The organism is Aeoliella mucimassa, from assembly GCF_007748035.1.
Taxonomy (GTDB): domain Bacteria; phylum Planctomycetota; class Planctomycetia; order Pirellulales; family Lacipirellulaceae; genus Aeoliella; species Aeoliella mucimassa.
The window spans coordinates 4,613,021-4,630,100 of the sequence record NZ_CP036278.1 but is presented as its reverse complement, the minus strand read 5'-3'; the positions used below and the strand labels follow the sequence as shown (position 1 = coordinate 4,630,100).

Genomic DNA, 17,080 nt, shown 5'->3' with positions numbered 1-17,080 from the left:
GGGTGGGGGAGTAAGTGTGGTCATCAGCTGGAGTAGAGTGCGATTCCTAAGGCAAGGGCGGCAATCATGGCGGCCACGTCAGCGATTAAGCAGGCGGGGAGCGTGTGGCGGATCTTCTTGATGCCAACCGAGCCGTAATAAACGGTGAGGATGTAGAACGTGGTTTCGGTGCTGCCTTGCATGATCGAGGCCGTTTTGCCCAGGAATCCATCCGGGCCGTGCTCCTCGAAGATCTCAATCAACACCGACCGGGCGCCGGTGCCTGATAGCGGGCGGGTAAATGCCAGCGGTAACAACTCAAGCGATTCGGCAAGCGAACCAAAGCCCACTGCAGTGAGTCCATAAGCCAGGATGTTCTTGACGTCTTCGAAAAAGCCGCTCGAGACCAATAGCCCAATCACAAAGAGCATGGCGACAAGATAAGGGATGATGGTGACCGCGACGTTGAATCCTTCCTTGGCTCCGGTGACGAACGACTCGTACATCGGTACCCCACGGCGTGCAGCAGCCAGCAGGATGCCCAGGATTAAAAAGGGGATGGCCCATTGATTGACCACTTCCATCGTCCACATGATTCGTTCTCCTGTTACTCTTCAGTGGATTCGGAAGTAGGTTCTGCTGCAGCGGCTACCGGAGATGTTTGATACATCGGAAGCTTGGAGAGCATGCGAGCAGCAAAGATCGCCACGATAGTAGCCAGCGAGGTAACCATCAGCGTCCCCGCAATGGGTTGCGTTGGTTCGCTGCTGTTGTAGAGCACGCGGTAACCAATGATCGCGAACGGAATAAGCGTGACGTTGCTCGTGTTGATCGCCAGGAACATGGCCATCGAGTTGGTTGCTGTATCGGGCTCAGGATTGAGATCCTGCATTTCTTGCATGGCCTTGAGACCCATCGGCGTCGCTGCGTTATCGAGTCCCAGCATGTTGGCCGACAGGTTCATGATGATGGCCCCTTGAGCTGGGTGACCATCAGGGATGTCGGGAAAGAGCCATCGCATCGCGGGGCGGAGCAGGCGGGCGAGCGACTCGATCAGACCTGCGTCGTTGGCAATCTGCAACAGGCCTAGCCAGAGAGCCATGATGCCGATCAAACCAATGCAGAGTGTGACGGCTGTTTTAGCGGAATTCAAAGCCGATTCGGTTAGTCGTTGACCACTGGCCAGAAGCCCCCGTTCTCGCACCTCGTCTTCGCTTTGTTCCTCGGTGGTCGATGAGGTTGTATCGGCCGAGGCGGGATCTTTCGACTCGCTCACCACAGCGGTTTCTGGCTGTCGCGAATCGACGACTTCTTCGTAAAGGCCTTTTGCGAATCCGTACGTGATACCGATAACGGCTAGCCAAAACCAGACTTTGTTAAGCATGCGAAACTCTTGGTCTTACTCTTCGGGTACTTGGTTCAGCGGCAATTCTTTGTACCGCGAGGCGTCAATCTCCTGAAGGCGATTTTGCGAAATCGAAATCAATGCGGTCATCAATGCAACGTAGTGCAACTCGACCAGGTCGTTGGCCTGGCTGTCGATGTCGGGCCAGCCGCCCGCTTCCAGCAGCGCGGTACTAGCTCCCTGGTTTTGCACCCACTCGCCAAAGGCGGTCGGCATGTATCCTGCTTCGTAGCGGGTGGCGTGCCCTTTGAGCAGACGCGTGCCAACAGCAAACATCTCTAATGCGAGCTGACGTGCCAGCTTCACACTGGGAGTTACCGTGTCGTCGTCGTTGATCGGCGGGGCAAGCACGCTGATCGCCGCGACCTGTTCGGTGCCGGTTACCACCTTGTTCGCCCGCTGGTTATGTAAGTTGAAGCCAAAGTTGGGTTTTAAATCGAGAGTTACTTGCCGCAGGATTCGTCCCTCTGGCGTTGCCAGATCAACCGCATCGCGATTGATGTCGATGCCTTGGGCGTTCTCACGGGTGTTGAGGTCGGCCCCATCCGGATTAAGCATCGGCATCAAATGCAGTGTGCAAGTTTCCAGGAGCTTTAGCTCGCCGTTCACTTCCTCCTGCCCACTCACTAGCGTGTTGAGCAGGTCGAGCAGCACGGCCGTGTGCGTAGGCTCGTCGCCATGCATTTGCGACCACATGAATACTTTGTTCGGACCAGTGCCGATCGTGGCCAGGTACACTTCCTGTCCATTGTGCGACTTGCCAACTGTGCGGAGTTGGACTGGATGTTTCTCGCGATTCGATGCGGATGTTTGTTCGAAGCCCTTCAGCCAGGTAGCGACATCCTTTTGACGCAACTCTCCCGGATTCGCGGGCGAGATGCGAAAGCGGTGGTGGAGGTCCAGCAAATGCCGATCGGTTGGACTCAGGTCTTCGAAGGGGAATTCACGCATCAATCGGTATCTGGTTGGAAAGGAGTGGTTTACTGTTCGCTCTTATACTGCTCGGCAACCTGCTCGGCTTTGCGCATGACACGCAGCAAGTTTCCGCCGAGGATACCGCGAATCTCTTCGTCGCTATATCCCCGGTCGATCAAACCCTGAGTGATATAAGGGTAGGCAGTCACGTCGTCGAGTTGGGCAGGGAGCGTGGAGACTCCATCGTAGTCAGAGCCAATTCCTATGTGTTCGGCGCCTGCAACTTCGGCAATGTGGTCGATATGGTCGAGCAGGTGATGGATCGTGCCGCGCGGCATCGGGTTTTCTTTACGCCATTGTCGCACTGCGGCCTTGGCTTCCTGTTCGGTCATCTCCGCGTTTACCCGTTTGCGGAACTCGAACAGCTCCTTGTAATTTTCAATGGCTTCCGGAACGAGAAAGCCAGAGAAAAAGTTGACCATGACCACGCCATCTTCGTCGTTGGTGTTCAGCCGCTTCAGTACTTCGTCGGGCACGTTGCGCGGCGAGTCAGCTACGCTTCTGGCCGACGAATGGGAGAAGATGATCGGAGCCTTCGAGGCATCAAGGGCGTCGTGCATGGTTTCGGGCGACACGTGCGAGATGTCGACCATCATGCCGATTTCATTCATCCGCTCGATGACTTGCACGCCAAAATCAGTGAGTCCACCATGTTTTGGATCGTCGGTCGCGGAATCGGCCCAGGGAATCGTGTCGCTGTGGGTGAGCGTCATGTACCTCGCGCCCAGGCTATAGAGGTGTTCGAGGTTCGTGAGCGAACCCTCGATGCAGTGGCCACCTTCGACACCAATAAGCGACGCGATCTTGCCTTCGGAGTGAATGCGAGTGATATCTTCGGAGGTGAGCGCTAGCTCAAACGCTTCGGGGTATCGACGAATCATCGCCCGAACCAATTCGATTTGGCGAATGGTCTCGTCGCGGGCGATGTTGCGATACGCGTAGTCGGCAGGCACCCAAACCGACCAAAACTGACCGCCGACGCCACCTTGGCGGAGTCGAGGAATGTCGGTCTGAAGCGTGGATTGCCACTTGGAGATGTCGAGCCGATCGAAGTCGCCGTTGGCTTTGTCGCGAATCTCCCACGGCATGTCGTTGTGCCCGTCGATGAGCAGCGACTCTGCGTGTAGTTTCTTTGCTCGTTCGGAAACGACAATCGGCTTGCCATAGTCGAGCGTGCTGTCTTGCTCGTCTTCGGCTAACGCGAAGGGAGCCAGCGTGCAGCAGGCCGCGACCAGCACACACGTCCACAGACGAGTGGTTGGTGATGGGGATTTGTGCTTCGGCATAATCATCCTACTCGTCGGCTGAAGGTGCGCCTGTGGTGGAAACTTCGCTCTTGTTGCCTAGGTGTAGTTCGTTCGACCAGACGTAGCGAAACAGATTCCGCATATCGGCGTAGCGAGCGGGGGTGGAGCTTGAGCCAAGTACCACGCCTACGATTTCTACACCATCGCGTTCGCCGGCAGCCACCAAGCAAGCCCCAGCCGGGCCGGTGGTGCCCGTTTTTACACCTAGGTAACCTTCTCGCTGTAGCAGTTGGTTCGTGTTCTTCCAAACGATCTGTCGTTTGTAACCAACGACCGATTCGACCTCGACGAGATATCGTCGGGTGCTCACGATCTTGCGGAAGGTCTCGTTTTCCAATGCTTTGCGGCCGAGGATGGCCATGTCGGCAACCGTGGTCACGTGACCGCGGGCGGTCAGGCCGTGAGAGTTGCGATAGCCGGTGTCGACCATGCCAAGCTCCTTGGCGGTGTCGTTCATGGCCGCGATGAAGCGGTCGTAGCTATCCCCTTCGCCATCGGGGTTAATCAACTCACCGAACTTCTCGGCCAAGGCCACCGAAGCGTCGTTGCCCGAGGGAAGCAGTAATCCATAAAGCAATTCGCCAACGGTAAGCTGCTCGCCAGCCTTTACGGCCGAGGTCGACCCCGAAGTGTCGTCGGCGCGTTGCGAGAAGGTGATGGTGCTCTCAAGTGCTTCAGGATGGTCTTCGGCGTACTTGAGCACCAAGTAAGCGGTCATGATTTTCGTAGTACTCGCTGGGTCGCGAATCATATGTTCGTTGTCGCCAGCGAGCATGGTGCCAGTTTTCACGTCGACAAAGCACCAGGCAGGGCAGGTGACGATCGGTGGACCGGTGAGTGGTTCACGGGGTAGTTTCTCTTCGTTCACCGCAGCGATTTCCGCAACCGTGGGGATGGCTTCCGATTCGTCCACGAGTGGGCCGAGGGCTTTCCACATCTGGCGATCAACCACTCCATTGGGTTCCAGCGACTCTTGTTTCTGGAAGGCGATCACTGCCGACTCGGTGTTGGGGCCGAAGTCGCCATCGACCGAGATATTCGGCGACGGCTTCAGCCGCACGTTCAGCGTGCGTTGCAGGCCTTCGACCAGGTCGCCGGCTGCGCCGATTTTCAGCGTGCGAGCAATCGCCGGAGGGGCCGCTTCGGCATCGCCGGCAAAGTAGTTGTAGGCGATCAAGCCAATTTCGGCGGCCAGCAGTTCGGCCTCGTTGCTATCGTCCCAACTGTGGTCGTCGTTCTTGGTGGTCAGTACACAGAAGGCGATCTTGCCTTTGGGGGTATCGATCAGTCCCGCGTCGGTACGCGAGTCGCCGACCGAGCCGGTCTTGTGGGCAATTCGAATACTCTCGGGGAGGAGTCGCGGTACCCCTGACTTGGCGGTGCAGTCGTAAAGATGCTTGAGGATTTGTTCGCAGTCTTCCTTGCCAAGGAACTCGTCGTTGCTCACCAACTCGGCCAACTGAATCATGTCGCGACAGCTGGTGCTGCCGAGGCCATACTTCTGGCTTCGCTCAGGGTTCACCGAGGTATCGCGGCGGTAAACTTTGGAGTTGAGCCGCGTTTCGTCGCAGCCCAACGATTCCATCAAGCGGTTTGTCTCCTCGATGCCAACCTGGTCGATCACCAAGTTCGTGGCAGTGTTATCGGAGAAGGCGATCATCAGCTGAATCGCATCTCGCAACGAGAGCTGCAGCCCTGGCGAGAAGTGTGTCGTCAGTACCCCTGAGCCGGGAACCTGGTCGTCTTCTTTGAGCGTGATCGGTTGTTCCAGCTTCAGTTTGCCTTCATGAATGGCCTTGTAGGTGGCCATCATGATGGGGAACTTGATCAGGCTGGCGGTTGGCATCGCCTGATCCGCCCGGTAGGCGAACGTCTCGCCGGTCGGGAGGAATCGAATCATCACCCCGACTTCACCGCGGTGGTTCTCGATAAGCGGAAGAACCAACTTCTCCAGTTCCGACGGCACAGGCTTCTGGTCCCTGGAGGCTTCCGGCGATTCTGCCTTGGTCGAAGTGCTGAAGCAGGTCGTAAGCAGCAGGGCAGCCGCCAGCATCAGGTGCTGGGTGTATCGTGGATGCAGCATAGTCTCGGCTTGGTAGAGAGTAGGTTGGTGGAATTACGTCAGCGGTCCGGTCAGCAGTTGAGCACCGGTGCCATTGCGATCGGAGAAGTGGCAGATTCCCTTTTCCACTTTGACTCCCTCGGCAATGTCTTCCGCCAGAAGCACCGCTCCATCCATGTCGATGTAGTCAAGCATCGGTAGCAGTTGCGCCAGAGCCGAGATGCCGACCGACGATTCGGTCATGCAGCCAGCCATGAGCTTCAGCCCTAATTCGCGAGCCTTTGCTACCATGCGGCGAGCGGGAGCCAAGCCTCCGCACTTCACCAGTTTGATGTTGATGCCGTGGAACTTGCCGGCGCACTTTTCGACGTCGGACTCGACCACGCAGCTTTCATCCGCGATCAAAGGCAACGCCGACCCTTCGTAGGCGAGTCGCGCCCCTTCGTGGTCGTCGGCTGGAAGTGGTTGTTCGATGAATTCGACCCCCAGCTCTTTCAAGATCGGCGAGTACTCGATGGTTTGCTCGGCTGTCCATCCGCAGTTGGCGTCGACTCGAAGCGTCGCATCCGTATGCTCGCGAAGTGCCTTAACGATTTCGATGTCGTTGTCGGTGCCGAGCTTGATCTTGTAAACCGGCCAGCCTGGCATCTCTTCGAGTTTGGCGACCATCGTGTCGATCGTATCGATGCCGATGGTGTAGTCCGACGGAGGAGCGGTCGACAGATCGAGCCCCCAGAGTTCGTACACCGGCTTGCCAAGCAGTTTGCCCCACAGGTCGTGCAGCGCCTGGTCGAGGGCCGACAAGGCGAACGAGTCCTCGGGCAACTGAGACGCTAGTTCGGCCAGCAGGGGTTCGGGATCACGTGCCGAACTACTGGCTAGCAGCGGGCGGACGCGTTCCACAGCGCTGGCCATCTGCTCGGCCGAAGCATTGTAGTACGAGTTGGTGGTCGCTTCGCCGTAGCCGTATTCCCCCGATTCGTGCAGTTGCACGATGAAGGTGGGTTGGACGTTCGTCGATCCCCGCGCAATAGTAAACGTATGGCGTAAGGGAAGTTCGTAAACTCGATAAGCAAGGTCCAAGAGTGTGCGCTTTCGTAGCTAAGGCCTGTTTAGTTGGAAGATGCGACCGAGCTGCCAATCAGCTCTTTCTGCAATTCGAGCACCGCGTTGGCGAGCGGCGCCGCGCCGTGGCGGAACACATCGCAGGCGACCACGCCGAGTTCACCACTGACGCGCTGGCATTCTGCGTCGGCCTCTTCGGGACTTAGCAAGCGACTGTTCACGGCAACGCCGATCAATTTGGTGGGCATATGAATCGAAGCCAATGTTTCGTACACCTCGACCAACTTCGGTAGCGGAGTAAGCGGCACATGCGGCATGCCATTAATCGTTTCGCGACCTGCTTCGTAGACCATGATCAAACCGTGTGGCAAGCACCCATGCAGCAGGCCCGCGGTAACAGCCGAGTAGCGAGGATGCGCCAACGAACCCTGTCCCTCGAACAACAAGATGTCGTGATGTTGATTCGCGAGAATGAGTTTCTCTACCGCTCCGTTCAAGAAGTCGCTGACCACGCAGTCGACCGGGCAGCCGTCGCCTTCGATCATGATGCCAGTCTGGCCAGTCGCGACAAACTTGGCGTCGTGCCCCATCCGCTCCAGTTCGCGGGCGACTTCAATCGAGGCGACCATCTTGCCGATGGAGCAGTCGTGTCCCACCGTGTGGATGCGCAGGCAGTCTTCGCGCAAGCCTTGACGATGCGAAACATCGCGCTCGTTGTTCTTACGCACGTCGAAGATCGTGCCACCACTCTCGGCAGCGCGATCGACTAATCCCTGATCGTTGGAAAGGAAGTCGTGCAAGCCAGAGACGACCGACATGCCGCGACCAAGAGCGTCGAGGATGATATCGCGCCATGCGGCCGGCAGCTTACCACCCATCGGAGCAATTCCGATGAGCAGTGTGTTAGGGGCATCCGCGTCGTCTAGACTCGCAACGATGGGGGTGTCGCCACCAAAGCCCAGCACTTCGCCAGACGTCTTTCCCGCTTGGGTCGAGTCGAGCAGGGCGACAACCTCCTCGGGGCGGTAACGCAACACGCTAACTGCCGTCTTGGCCGTGATGGGATTCGAATGGCCTTCGGTCAGGATGACGATTCGCCGAGCTTCCATGGATTACACTTCTTCTTATTGTGGGGGACTGAGCCCGTACCGAGCGCCTAGCAAGTTGATGGTAAAGGCCGATGCGGGCGAGTTGAAGCGAAAGCTGCGCAACATTTTATCCTTATCGCGCAATCATCAGGGTAGCGACTGCAAGTTCGGTTGTCACGCGGGGCGGCATGATATGCCTAGCAGCCGCTGGATGATGGCCGCTTGCGAAACCGGCACGTCGCTGAACGCACAAAACCGCGGGGCGGATTCGGAAAACTTATCGAGGATACCGGGGACGCCGAGCGACACGACTACGGTGTTCGGCAGTTTCGCGAGTTCTTGGAACAGAGCCAGTTGATCGTCGAGCAGGCCAAATTTATGCCAGGCGGCCGGTTTGACGATCATCGCCAGTATCACCTGCTCGCTCGAAGTGGCCGATTGCCGGGCGGCTTCGATGGTCGAACTATCGACTTCGGGCGTTAGCTCGAAGTACTCCGCTTGATCGAACTGTTGCCGGACGATTTTGCCCAACGGCTGTTCCGGTGGATCGATCGAGGTGACAAATGGTTTGGCCAGCAAGCAGGTGGTTGGTTTCGTGCGGTCTAGTGTAACAGTAGGACTCGACTGAAAGGAATCGATCGCTTGAGTCGCCACTCGTTGGCCAAGTTGAAGGATCGATTCTCGTTGGATTTCGAAATCGCTTTGCGGGGGAAGCGGCTGGCAAACACGTTGCTTGAGTGCGATGATTCGGGAAGCCGACTCGTCGACGGTCGATTCATCGAGTAGCCCGTCGCGAACGCATTTCACTAAGTAGTCGATCACGCCGATGGGGTCCGCAACATCTAGCAGCCAATCGATGCCTGCGTTCAGCGCGGCCAGACAGAGTTCGCCTTCGTGATCGAAGCGATCGCGGACTCCGGACATTAGCAGGCTATCGCTACAGATGATTCCTTCGAAGCCAAGCGACTCGCGCAAGAGCCCTTTGAGGATCGGCGCGGAAAGCGTGGCCGGCAGACCACTCGGATCAAACGCGGGATACGCGACATGAGCGGTCATCACGATCGAACAACCTGCATCAATCGCCGCCACGAAGGGGGGCAACTCCGTCGAGCGAATCGACGCCTGATCGCGGCCTAACTGTGGCAGCGAATCATGCGAGTCTTGTTCGGTATCGCCATGGCCAGGGAAGTGCTTAGCGCTCGTAGCGACCTGTTGCGACTCGCAACCTCGCACATAGTCGGCAACTAGACGCGAGACTCGCCCAGGATCCGTTCCAAAAGCCCGCGTGGCGATAATCGGGTTTCGGGGATTCGTGTTTGTGTCGGCTACCGGACCAAAGGCGATTTGAATACCAGCCAGTCGAGCTTCGATGGCCGTCGCCTTACCGAATTCGTAAGCTAGCGAAGGATTGGTCTCCTCCGCCACGCTACTTGCAGCTCCAAACGCGCCTGCGTGCGGGAGCACGCTCACGCCATGCACTTGTTGTCCGCATCCGCGCTCGATGTCGGAACCCACAAGCAGCGGTGTTGTCGCGAGCGATTGGAGATGCTCAAGCACGTCGCGGGTCGTCGGCCAGACTCCGTTGAAGAGTGTCAGGCCGCCGATGGGGCAGCTCTTGATGAGCTGAGCAATGCGCTCGGCGTCCGCATCCACTGTACGAACCGGTGGTAGGTTCGACCCGATGCGAACATTGATTAATTGCCCGATTTTCTCTTCGAGCGAGGTTGGCATTTCAATCGACTTGTTAGGCATCTTCAATTTCAAACGAGTGTTTTGGAAAAACGAACAAATTCGCGGGAGACCACCGCTCCGCATTGCTGGCGATAAAACTCCACAGGGCCAACCCACGGAATCGTCGCCGTCGGATAACCCGCCTGGTACATGTCGTCCAGGCAGATAGCGAGTAACTTAGCACCGATGCCACGACCTCGGTACTGTGGGCAGGTGCCCATTGGACCAAACCAACCGGTTCCGCGGTTATTCGCATTGTGGGCAGCAAACCCGATCACGCGATCTCCATCCATCGCAAGGTGCAGGGTCGAGGGAGTGTTGCTCAGCGCGACGGAAACCTCCCCCCACCAGCTTGGCCAATGTTGTTCGAGGAAGTCACGAATGGCCGGCTCATCGGCGGGAGTCGCCCTCGCATAGGTAATGCTGTCGGTATTGTTTACTTGGACTTGGCTCGGCAGGTTGCGGTGCGACCACTCCGCAAGATCGACCTGCATGTTGCAGGCCTGACCTTTTACGACGTATTGTCGAGCATGGAACAGCTCCGCAGCAGCCTTGTAGCGTGTGTCGACTCCCGGAGTCAGGTAGTTAGGAGCCGACTCCCCGACCCGCATTTCGATGGCACCTTGCGCTTGGCAGCGTTCTTCCAGTGCCTGGCAAAGCTCGCTGGCAACACCATCGCGTTGGAAGTCGGCATCGACTGCGAGCAATTTAATGATGCCAGTGGTTTGCTGAGGGGTCTGTCGGCAAACAGCAGTGGCAAAGCCAGCGAGTTGCTCCCCCTCGAACATGGCGAGGGAGAGTTGGGCGTCGAAATCGACGTCGCCCCAGATCTTTTCATTCAGCAACGGCAGGGTAAGCCGGTCGTATTCGGCTACCGAGTTCCACAAGCTCAGCAGCGCGGGAGCATCCTCCTTGCGAAGTGGTTGTATCGTTCGCATTGGGGGACAACCTCTACTCTGCACTGGCTTTGCCGAAGTTCGGATCGATGGGAACCAACATGGTCACCAGGAAACTCGGCACCGTGGCCACCATGACCCACACGAAGAACCACTGGTAGCCAATCCACTCTTGGATCGCGCCAGAGATCATGCCGGGCAGCATCATGCCGGTTGCCATGATGCCGGTGCACAGCGCGAAGTGAGAGGTTTGGTGAGCCCCTTTCGCCAGATAGAGCATGTAAAGCATGTATCCGGCGAAGCCAAAGCCGTAGCCAAATTGCTCGATGGCGACCGCGCCGGTTACCACCCAGATGTTGGTGGGTAGCCAATAAGCCAGAGCGATGTAGACAAGGTTCGGCAGATTGATCGCCACGGCCATCAGTAAGAGCCACTTGCCGAGACCTTGCTTGGCAACCACGAGACCTCCGAGGATGCCACCGATTACCAGCATCAATACGCCTGCAGTGCCATAGATGAATCCGGTATCGGTTTCCGTGAGCCCCAGCCCCCCCGATGCCCTATCATCGAGCATGAACAGGGGAGCCACTTTGGCAAGTTGTGCTTCCGCAAAACGGTAGAGCAAGATGTAGCAAATGCCAATCAAGACGCCAGGTTTACTGACGAACGTATCGATGGTGTGTACCAGTTGATGGAGGATCGGCTCTGCCGACTCGTCGGACGATGCTTTTTCGCGTCGCGGGAGCATGATCGCATGGTAGGCGGCGACTATCAGGAACGCTCCAGCGGCTAGATAGAACGTCCGCGACCAGGCGTCGCTCGTCGGCATCGAGGTTTCGATCAGCTTGCCAGCCAGCATCACCAGCAATCCGCGACTGGCAATGATGCCCAATCGGTAGAACGTGCTACGAATGCCGACGAAGATCGCCTGCTGATGGGCGCTCATGCCGATCATGTAGAATCCATCAGCAGCAATATCGTGCGTCGCCGAAGCAAAGGCCAGGACCCAGAAACAAGCGAGCGTCAGCATGAAGAACGACGTACTACCGCAGCACATGGCGATGCCGGCCATGCCAAGCGTGATGGTAAGTTGCATGGCAACAATCCAGCTTCGCTTGGTCCACAGCACATCGACCAAAGGACTCCAGATCGGCTTAATCATCCACGGCAAGTAGAGCAGGCTCGTGTAAGCTGCGATCGCTGTGTTGGAGACCTCCATCCCTTTGTAAAACACCAGGGAGACGGTCATCACCAATTCGAAGGGAACCGCTTCGGCAAAGTACAAGCTAGGTACCCATGACCACGCACCAGCAGAACTCTCTGCAACCGGAGTGCTGTTCGGTTCTGGCGAAGTAGCGGACACCGCGGAAGATTCGTACGGGTTGCTGGCTTCTTGGTTAACGGAAGCTTGTGAACCGTCGGTGGGATTACTGTCAGTCACGAGTTTTCTATCGGTATTCGATGGCGGATTTGGGAACGGGCTTGCCAATGCGATTGAGCCGGTCGACTGGGGAGACGACGATTGAATTCGCGGAAGTTAATTCCTGTTCCAGCACACAAGTTGCTGCGGAGCCGGGAACGACTTTCGTGATCCATGTGCCATCGGTCTCGACCTGCACGAGCCATAGCCAAGGAACATTCCCCTGGTCGACGCTCATGGTCAGGCTCGTACCCTCCGTTTGGTTTTTGACGACTACGTGCGGCTTGTTCACTGCGGAGTCGGGTGCATCGCACCAAGTGGTTGCGGGCGGAATGCATGGTTCGGTGTAAACTTGGCTCGCGAGAAGATCTTTCAATCCGCTGCGATTCTCCTTGATCGCTTTGATGCTGAAATGGATGTGACCCGCAGCGGTGCTTTGCTTGCGGACGAGTTCGATTTGCTGCTCGATTTCACTCGTCGGCCAGCCCTCTCCGTTGGCGAGCACTTTGGACGTGAACAAGCCGGGCCAGATGTGTCGCTCGTGGGGATTCTGTTGCTGCCACCACTCGAGCAGTACGGGGAAGCTCTGAGCCTTCTGCTCGATTGGCCAGTAAAGTTGAGGACTCATGTAGTCGACCGTGCCGTCGACGAGCCACTTCTGCGAATCCGCGTACAGCTTGTCGTAAGCGTCGAAACCTCGAATCGATTCTGGCTGCCCTGGGCGATAGATGCCGAAGGGGCTAATGCCGAATCGAACCCATGGTTTGGCCGCTTTGATTTCTTTCGCGAGTCGCTCCAGCAAGTGATTCACATTTTGCCGACGCCAGTCGTCGCGGGTGAGTTGTTTGCGTGCGGGAGTGCTCGTTTGATACTTCGCCCAACTCTCTTCGTCGGGGAATGAGATCTCTTTGCCTTCGTCATCGGTAATGGGGTAAGGATAAAAGTAGTCGTCGAAGTGCACGGCATCGATGTCGTATCGCTGAACCACGTCGAGCACCACTTTGCAGCTATGATCGATCGCCGCTGGTTCGCCTGGATCGAGCCACAGGTACTTGCCGTACTGTTTGACGATGTCAGGTTGTGTTTTGCTGATATGGTCGGCCGCGAGTTTGCTGGAGCCGGAGGGATGCGAAGCTCGGAACGGGTTGAACCAGGCGTGCAGTTCGAGTCCCCGCGCGTGGGCTTCGGTTACTGCAAACTCCAGCGGATCGTATCCATCCTCGGGGGCGGTGCCTGCGGTGCCGGTCAGGAATTCCGACCACGGTTCGAGTTGCGACTCGTACAAGGCGTCGCAGGCTGGGCGTACCTGGAACACTACCGCGTTCATCTTCAGATCGCGGGCGAGGTCGAGCAGTTCGATGAGTTCCTTGCGTTGAGTCTCGGGCGACAAGCCAGGTTTGCTGGGCCAGTCGATGTTGGCCACGGTCGCGATCCAGGCTGCCCGAAACTCGCGGGCGACCGGCGGCGGCGAACCCGCCAGGCACAGGCCAGGAATTGAGCAGAGGACCAGCAGCAGGATGGCAAGGCGTGATTTCACGGCAGGGGCTATTCATTGGGGGGATGCGAATCAGTCGGCAAAATGGCCGTGTTTCAAGCATAGCGACTACCCCTTTATGCTTGCACGCCCGAATTGGTATCTCTGCGTGAAATCGAGAGACTATTGCGCGTAAGCGTTTGTTAGTTCTAGCGGAGTGACTAAGATTGGAAATCGGAGAGGAGTAATCCATCTCCGTTTGGGCAGCACGCCACTCCGCCGATCGCGGCGGAGTGGCGTTTTTTTATGGCCAGCGCATCACCTCATTCGAGTAGCCCCATTCGACTAAGCCAGTCGAGTAGTCCGTAGAGCCTTTGTTGCCCCGTCGGCTAGGCATCGCAACAGTCGGCAGATCACCAGTCGGCGATGGGTATTCATTGGGGCCAGTTGCTCACCAGTCGGTGTCCAATTCTGCAGCCAAGCTCCTCGCCTTGGCAGAATAGATTCCCACAGCGGAGGAATAGATTCCCAATTTACCCACCGATGGGAAAATTGAATCTTCGCCCGCTCTATAAAACCAGTGGTTTTCGCGCTCGAATAGATTCCCACTTCCCAAAACGCATCGAGTGGGAATCTATTTTCCCGCTGAGCACTTATCGCAAGTCGTTTACCAGTCGTGAGTTGCATCAACACCTCCACGAAATGTGCCCAAAATAGATTCCCACGGGTGGGAAACTATTTTGGCTGGACGTTGGACGTTGGAGGAGGCTGCAGGGTGGGGCCAGGAGCTTCCAGCGACGCAGCCCCACCACCGCTTTACCAACGCGCGCAGCAGCGAACCCCCACGCAACCGAACATTCGCCTGCGCGTCGTTAAACGTTCGAGTTCACAGCAAGCTTTAAATCTCTCAATCACCTCCTTTTCACCAAAAAGCCAACAGCCAACAGCCAATAGCTGAAAGCCGATAGCCAACACTACCTGTCCATTAGAACACTACGGGTGGCCAATTTCCAGCGAAAAATGGGGCATCCAAGAAATGGTTTCGCCCGCCAGCCGGCAGCCGAATGATCGCGCGAAGTTCCTGCAACGGTGGCATGCACAAGGAAGCGTCTTGGCGGAAGCGCTCGCGTTATTCTGCAAACAGCGTTTTGCGGAAGCTACGCGGGGTCGAACCAAATTGCTTGCGGAACGCGATGCCAAATCGTGTGGCATCCGAGAAGCCCGAAGCGAGTGCGATTTCGGTAATCGACATCTCGCGTTTGCCCAGAAGTTCGCGTCCACGTTCCAAGCGGACTCGGCGTATCTCTTCAGCCGGCGAACGACCGAGGTAAGACCGCAATTGGATTTCAAGGCTGCGACGCGAAATGGGGACTTCGCGCAGGATGTCCTGCACCCCGATGCCGTGATGGGCGTGTTGTTGAATGTAACGAAGCGCCTGCACCACTAAGGGGTCGTCGATCGACAACACATCGGTCGAATGGCGGCTTGTCACCCCATGCGGTCGTACCAAACGCGATTCTTTGGGATTCGCTTCGCCCTCTAGCATCTGATGAAGCAGCTCGGCCGCTTCGTAGCCGATCCGCTCGCTCGCCATCGACACCGAGGAGAGGGGAGGGCTCGATACATCGCAAAGCAGGTCGTCGGTATCGCCTGCCAGAATGGCGATTTCGTCGGGGATGCGGATTTCGGAGAAGTGGCAGATCTCCGCAAGTTGATGCGCGTGATACGCATCCACCGCAAACACCGCTACGGGGCGCGGAAGCGAGGTGAGCCAGCGATTTACGCGCCGTTGTTGTTCGTCCCAGCTAATCTTTCGGCCCGCGCGGTAGCCAGGGCGGTAGTGGTGGCACTCGTAGCCAGCTTCTTTCACCGCTTCGGCAAACGCATCACCGCGGGCGGTGCTATATCGATGACTCGGAGGAGCAAAGTAAGCGAAGTCGGTGAACCCACGCGAAGTGAGATGTTCCAAGGCAAGTGCGGCCAAGGCCACCTCGTCGGTATTGACTCGCGCAACACCAGGGGCGTCGGTAAACACGTCGTCGACGTCCACAATCGGAAGACCAGTGGCCAGCAGTTGGCTGCATTGAATGCGATTGGCGATGCGGGCAATCACACCATCGCCGCGCCAACCGTCGGGAAGCGCGGAGCGATGCTCGTGGTCGCGCGGATCGATCAGCAGATGCCAAGGCATCCCTTTCTCGACATAGTTAGCGATTCCACGAATCACCTTACGGCCCCACGTCGACTCCGTCTCGATGAGGATCGCTATTTGCCGAAAAGTAAGTTTGGAGGTCTCGTTGCCCAGTTTCTTCATCACTCGGCAGTCGTCTATAATGGAAGGTAATGCATCAACCACCGTTTGGTAGGCCGGCGGCAGGCCCCATTCGGGAGCATCCCGTGTGATCCAGTAGTTTATCTTACTCTGGAAATCTCCAGCAGTATGCGCTAAAACGAGATTTTTTTCATCTCTGGCGATTGGGTCTGGTAATATTTATCGCCCCGAGATGTGCATTTTTCGCCTGATTGGTATCATCCCTTGGGCAATTTCGATCCCCCTGAACTGATTAGCAATCAAAGTGGCAAACAAGAAGACTTACAAATCAATTGGACTGATGAGCGGCACTTCGGCCGACGGTGTGGATGCCGCACTGATTGTTTCCGACGGGGAAGATAAGGTCGAATTTTACGGCGGCCTTACCTTGCCATACTCGCAAGATCTTCGCAGTCGCTTGCTGGAAGCCTCGCATCATAACGTGCCGACCGATGAACTGTTGCGCGTTGAAAAGGAAGTGACCCTGCATCACGCTCAGGCAGTGAAAGACCTTGTCGACCACCTGGGGGAAACCGCCGTTGATGTGGATGTCATTGGTTTTCACGGCCATACCGTGCGGCATATCCCACGCGAAGACATCACTCTTCAAATCGGGAATCCCTGGTTGTTGAAAGAGATGACCGGCTATCCTGTGGTCTTCGACTTCCGTCGTCACGACATGGCGCTCGGCGGTCAGGGGGCTCCGTTAGTGAGCATGTTCCACCAAGCCTTGTTTGCCAAAGGCGATTTGCCGGCTTTGGTGCTCAACTTAGGTGGGGTGGCAAACATCACCTGGCTCGGCCCGAACAACGAAATCATCGCTGGCGATACCGGTCCTGGCTGTGGTCTGCTCGACGAATGGGTGCAGGAAATGGCTGGGCTGCCACACGACAAGGATGGCGAACTGGCCAAGCAAGGCCAGGTGCATCAGTCACTCGTCGACGAAGCACTTTCGACGGAGTTCTTCCAGAAGCCACTGCCGAAGTCGGCCGACCGTTTCGACTTTGATCATGTCGACGTTTCGGGGCTGAGCGTCGAGGATGGAGCAGCTACGCTGTGTGCGGTGACCGTGCAGGCCATTGCCAAGGCTGTTGCTCTGATGCCAGCTCCCCCCACGCAGGTGTGGGTCACCGGCGGCGGTGTTCATCACCCCGTGATGATGGAGCAGTTCACCGAGTACTTCAAAGTAGTCAAGTCGGTCGATGAGCAGGGCTTCAACCCTGATACGCTGGAGGCCGAGTGCTTTGCCTGGTTGGCGATTCGCCATCTGAGGAAGCTGCCGCTTTCGATTCCCGAGACAACCGGTTGCAAGCAACCTGCGTTGGGTGGGCTCTTAGCTTGCTAAGCGAAGCAATGGCGATGCCTTG

13 protein-coding genes are annotated in these 17,080 nt (G+C 57.1%); 1 reads left to right on the top strand and 12 read right to left on the bottom strand.

All coding sequences use genetic code 11. From position 1 onward, the window contains the following. Nucleotides 1-23 precede the first annotated feature (23 nt). From Pan181_RS18190 to Pan181_RS18135, 12 genes are all read right to left on the bottom strand, one after another. Nucleotides 24-572, bottom strand: coding sequence for a spore maturation protein (locus tag Pan181_RS18190; RefSeq protein WP_145248846.1), 549 nt, complete (start codon nucleotides 570-572; stop codon nucleotides 24-26). 14 nt (nucleotides 573-586) lie between these two features. Then, nucleotides 587-1,363, bottom strand: coding sequence for a nucleoside recognition domain-containing protein (locus Pan181_RS18185; protein WP_145248845.1), 777 nt, complete (start codon nucleotides 1,361-1,363; stop codon nucleotides 587-589). A gap of 15 nt (nucleotides 1,364-1,378) precedes the next feature. Continuing rightward, nucleotides 1,379-2,335 (bottom strand): M14 family zinc carboxypeptidase, encoded by a 957-nt coding sequence (locus Pan181_RS18180; protein ID WP_145248843.1) that lies wholly within the window; start codon nucleotides 2,333-2,335, stop codon nucleotides 1,379-1,381. A gap of 29 nt (nucleotides 2,336-2,364) precedes the next feature. Then, nucleotides 2,365-3,645 (bottom strand): dipeptidase, encoded by a 1,281-nt coding sequence (locus Pan181_RS18175; protein WP_197528486.1) that lies wholly within the window; start codon nucleotides 3,643-3,645, stop codon nucleotides 2,365-2,367. 7 nt (nucleotides 3,646-3,652) lie between these two features. Then, the gene (locus Pan181_RS18170) at nucleotides 3,653-5,749 is read right to left on the bottom strand and encodes a serine hydrolase (protein WP_145248839.1); all 2,097 of its coding nucleotides are present in this window, start codon (nucleotides 5,747-5,749) and stop codon (nucleotides 3,653-3,655) included. Between the two features lie 33 nt (nucleotides 5,750-5,782). Next, a complete protein-coding gene (locus Pan181_RS18165) occupies nucleotides 5,783-6,811 on the bottom strand; it encodes a dipeptide epimerase (protein WP_145248837.1) in 1,029 nt (342 codons plus the stop codon). Between the two features lie 29 nt (nucleotides 6,812-6,840). Next, the gene (locus tag Pan181_RS18160; protein ID WP_145248835.1) at nucleotides 6,841-7,902 is read right to left on the bottom strand and encodes a DUF1611 domain-containing protein; all 1,062 of its coding nucleotides are present in this window, start codon (nucleotides 7,900-7,902) and stop codon (nucleotides 6,841-6,843) included. Between the two features lie 153 nt (nucleotides 7,903-8,055). Further along, on the bottom strand, nucleotides 8,056-9,633 hold the full coding sequence (locus tag Pan181_RS18155; RefSeq protein ID WP_197528485.1) for a glycoside hydrolase family 3 protein: 1,578 nt from the start codon (nucleotides 9,631-9,633) through the stop codon (nucleotides 8,056-8,058). A gap of 8 nt (nucleotides 9,634-9,641) precedes the next feature. After that, nucleotides 9,642-10,550, bottom strand: a complete 909-nt coding sequence (locus Pan181_RS18150; RefSeq protein ID WP_145248831.1) for a GNAT family N-acetyltransferase — start codon at nucleotides 10,548-10,550, stop codon at nucleotides 9,642-9,644. 13 nt (nucleotides 10,551-10,563) lie between these two features. Next, nucleotides 10,564-11,871 carry an MFS transporter gene (locus tag Pan181_RS18145; RefSeq protein WP_145252307.1) on the bottom strand — a complete coding sequence of 436 codons (1,308 nt, stop codon included), beginning with the start codon at nucleotides 11,869-11,871 and terminating at the stop codon, nucleotides 10,564-10,566. A gap of 85 nt (nucleotides 11,872-11,956) precedes the next feature. After that, entirely contained in the window at nucleotides 11,957-13,465 is a 1,509-nt protein-coding gene (locus tag Pan181_RS18140; RefSeq protein ID WP_197528483.1) for a glycoside hydrolase family 10 protein, read from the bottom strand. Nucleotides 13,466-14,531: 1,066 nt separating this feature from the next. Further along, nucleotides 14,532-15,716, bottom strand: coding sequence for an AraC family transcriptional regulator (locus tag Pan181_RS18135; RefSeq protein ID WP_231943877.1), 1,185 nt, complete (start codon nucleotides 15,714-15,716; stop codon nucleotides 14,532-14,534). 262 nt (nucleotides 15,717-15,978) lie between these two features. Here Pan181_RS18135 and Pan181_RS18130 point away from each other — a divergent pair, with 262 nt between their 5' ends. Then, on the top strand, nucleotides 15,979-17,058 hold the full coding sequence (locus Pan181_RS18130; protein WP_231943633.1) for an anhydro-N-acetylmuramic acid kinase: 1,080 nt from the start codon (nucleotides 15,979-15,981) through the stop codon (nucleotides 17,056-17,058). Nucleotides 17,059-17,080: the final 22 nt, after the last annotated feature.